Consider the following 2,946-nt stretch of genomic DNA (forward strand, 5'->3'; position numbering starts at 1 on the left):
CTCGACTTGGCCACCCGCATGGGCCTGGACATGGCCAAGTTCACCGCTGCCTTCAACTCCTTCGGCGTGCAGACCAAGAGCACCCAGGCCAGCAAGCTGTCGGAGAACTACCGCATTGACGGTGTGCCGGCGCTCGGCATAGGCGGCAAGTTTCTGACCTCGCCGGCGATGGCCGGCGTGCAAGGGCAGAGTGAACTGCAACATGGCCAGCATGCACTGGCCGTGGCCGATTATTTGATCAAACTCGCCCGCAACAAGGTCTAAATCCATGAAGATTCAACGTCGACGCTTCAGCAGCGGCCTCGCCGCATTGGCTGCGGCGGGCTTGCCCGGCCTGAGCCTGGCCCAAGCTGCCGGGCCAGCCATGCCGGTCGAAGGCAAACAGTTCCTGCGCCTGAGCCAACCGCTGGCGGCTGCCGCCAATGGCAAGATCGAGGTGTTCGAGTTCTTCCTCTACACCTGCCCGCATTGCTTTGCCTTTGATCCTGTCGTCAGCGCCTGGAGCAAGCAATTGCCGCCCGACGTGCAGCTGCGCCAAATTCATGTCGGCATGGGTGCCATGCACAAGCTGCATCAGCGCCTGTTCTATGCGCTGGAGAGCCTGGGCCGCCTGGGCGATCTGCACACACAGGTTTTCAATGCCCTGCAAGTTGAGCGCCTGGATCTGAGCAGCGAGAAGGCCATCACCGCCTGGGCCGTCAGCAAGGGCCTGGACGCCGGCAAGTTCAGCGCCGCCTTCAATTCCTTCGGCGCCCAGGCCCGCCTGGGTCAATCGACCAAGCTGGCCGAGGCCTATCGCGCCGACGGCGTGCCGGCCTTGGGCGTCGGCGGGCGCTTTTTGACCTCACCCAGCATGGCCGGCGGCATGCCGCAGGCCTTGGCCGTTACCGATCAGTTGATCAAGCTGGCCCGCAGCAAGGGCTAGGAGCTCGGGCGACAGCAGAGTCGGCCGGCTAGAATGAACTGCAAGAATTGTGCCGCCACCCAGATGATGCCTATCCCAAAGCCCGCCCCTCGACGCAACCCCGCCTCTTTGCCGCCCCAGCTGCTTGGTCTCGCCATGGGCTTCGCTGGCTTGCTGCTGCTGGCCGCGGGGCCAGCACAGGCCGAAAAAGCCGATCGCCTGATGCCGCTGAACATCGTCTCCGAGAAGGGCGGCAGTGTTGACGTCGCCAATCAACGGACCGAATTCCTCGGCGATGTGGTGCTGAGCCGTGGCAGCCTGCTGTTGCGGGCCGAGCGCATCGACCTGCGCGAAACCGGTGATGGCTATTACCAGGCCAATGCCAGCGGTAAAACCGGCAAGCAAGTCAGCTTCCGCCAAGCTCGCGATGTGCCGGGCGAAGCGATCGAAGGCTTTGCCGATGCGCTCGAATATGACACCCGCAGCGACTCGGTGCGCTTTTTGGGCAATGCGGTGGTGCGGCGCACCCAGGGCAATCGGGTCGCCGACGAGGTCACCGGCGCCATCATCGTCTACAACAATCGCAGCGAAGTTTTCACCGCCGAAGGTGGCAACGCGTCGCCTCACCCCAGCGGCCGGGTGCGCGTGGTGCTGATGCCGCGCGGTGCTGCGGCAGCGGCCGAGGCGCCTTCATCGGCTTCAGCGGCTTCAGCGGCTTCATCGGGTGTTCCGGCGGCGTCCGCCGTGCCGCTGCAGCCCAGCCTGACCTTGCCGCAGCGCAAGCCGCTATGAGCGCCGCAGCCGCTCAGCACGCACACATGCCCGTCGCCGCCCTGGAGTCCGGGCCGCGCAGCCGCCTTGAGGCCGAGGGCCTGGCCAAAAGTTATGGCGTGCGCCGCGTCGTCACCAATGTCCATGTCGGCGTCAACAGCGGCGAGGTAGTCGGCTTGCTGGGCCCCAACGGCGCTGGCAAGACCACCAGCTTTTACATGATCGTCGGCCTGGTGCGCGCCGACGCCGGCGAGATCCGCATTGACGGCCAAGCGGTGCAACATTTGCCCATCCATCAACGCGCGCGCTTAGGCCTGAGCTATTTGCCGCAAGAGGCGTCGATCTTTCGCAAGCTGACGACCGAGCAGAACATCCGCGCGGTGCTGGAGCTGCAAATCGGGCCCGACGGCCGCGCCCTGTCGCCCGCCCGCATCAACGAACTGCTGGAGAGCCTGCTGCACGATCTCAGCATCGAAAAACTGCGTGACAGCCCGGCGCCGGCCTTGTCGGGCGGCGAGCGGCGCCGCGTCGAAATTGCCCGCGCGCTGGCCACCCAGCCGCGTTTCATCCTGCTGGACGAGCCGTTTGCCGGCGTTGACCCGATCGCGGTGCTGGAGATCCAGCGCATCATCGGTTTCCTGAAGGCGCGCGGCATCGGGGTACTGATCACCGACCACAATGTGCGCGAGACGCTGGGCATTTGTGACCGCGCCTACATCATCAGCGAAGGCTCGGTGCTGGCCGAGGGCACACCGGCCGAGATCATCGAAAACGCCGACGTGCGCAAGGTCTATCTCGGCGAAAACTTCCGCATGTAGTGTGATGAAGCCCTCCCTGCAGCTACGGCTGAGCCAGCATCTTTCTTTAACGCCGCAGTTGCAACAGTCGATCCGGCTCTTGCAGCTCTCCACCTTGGAGCTGAACCAAGAAGTCGAGCAGATGCTGGCGCAGAACCCGCTGCTGGAGACCGAGGAGGATTTCAGCGTTGCCGCGCCCGAGTTGGCCGAGCTGCGCGGCCAGCTCAGCGAGTCGACCGCCGCCGAGGACAGCGGCGCCGATGCGGAGCTGGGCGGCGGCGTTGAAACAACCGCCGAGCTGCAGGCAGATGACTTCGGTGCGCCTGAGCGCGAGGACTGGGAAAACGGCACCGAACGCGATGACTTCGACGGCATCCGCGAACTGCCCGCCAACAGCCCCGGCAGCGCCAACAACAATGACGACGACGGCGAGCATGCCGACCAGTCGAATGGCGAGATCAGCCTGCAAGAGCG

The 2,946-nt window shown here is 64.9% G+C and carries 4 protein-coding genes and 1 pseudogene; all 5 read left to right on the forward strand.

Translation table 11 applies throughout. The annotated features are described in order from the left end of the window. A partial coding sequence (locus RMO57_RS06755) for a DsbA family protein (RefSeq protein ID WP_310385306.1) occupies nt 1-264 on the forward strand: 264 nt, incomplete at its 5' end. Nucleotides 265-268: 4 nt separating this feature from the next. Further along, a complete protein-coding gene (locus RMO57_RS06760) occupies nt 269-925 on the forward strand; it encodes a thiol:disulfide interchange protein DsbA/DsbL (protein WP_310385307.1) in 657 nt (218 codons plus the stop codon). Nucleotides 926-1,060: 135 nt separating this feature from the next. Then, a complete protein-coding gene (gene lptA, locus RMO57_RS06765) occupies nt 1,061-1,696 on the forward strand; it encodes a lipopolysaccharide transport periplasmic protein LptA (RefSeq protein ID WP_310385308.1) in 636 nt (211 codons plus the stop codon). A 26-nt stretch (nt 1,697-1,722) separates the two neighbouring features. Continuing rightward, nucleotides 1,723-2,493 carry an LPS export ABC transporter ATP-binding protein gene (gene lptB, locus RMO57_RS06770; protein ID WP_310385309.1) on the forward strand — a complete coding sequence of 257 codons (771 nt, stop codon included), beginning with the start codon at nt 1,723-1,725 and terminating at the stop codon, nt 2,491-2,493. A gap of 4 nt (nt 2,494-2,497) precedes the next feature. Then, a pseudogene (locus RMO57_RS06775) lies at nt 2,498-2,946 on the forward strand (RNA polymerase factor sigma-54); the annotation flags it as partial.

It is taken from the genome of Roseateles sp. (assembly GCF_031397715.1).
Lineage (GTDB): Bacteria > Pseudomonadota > Gammaproteobacteria > Burkholderiales > Burkholderiaceae_C > Paucibacter_A.

Coding starts and splice junctions, on each gene's coding strand:
- RMO57_RS06760 (WP_310385307.1), top strand. CDS start 269: ATGAAGATTCAACGTCGACGCTTCAGCAGCGGCCTCGCCGCATTGGCT.
- lptA (WP_310385308.1), top strand. CDS start 1,061: ATGGGCTTCGCTGGCTTGCTGCTGCTGGCCGCGGGGCCAGCACAGGCC.
- lptB (WP_310385309.1), top strand. CDS start 1,723: ATGCCCGTCGCCGCCCTGGAGTCCGGGCCGCGCAGCCGCCTTGAGGCC.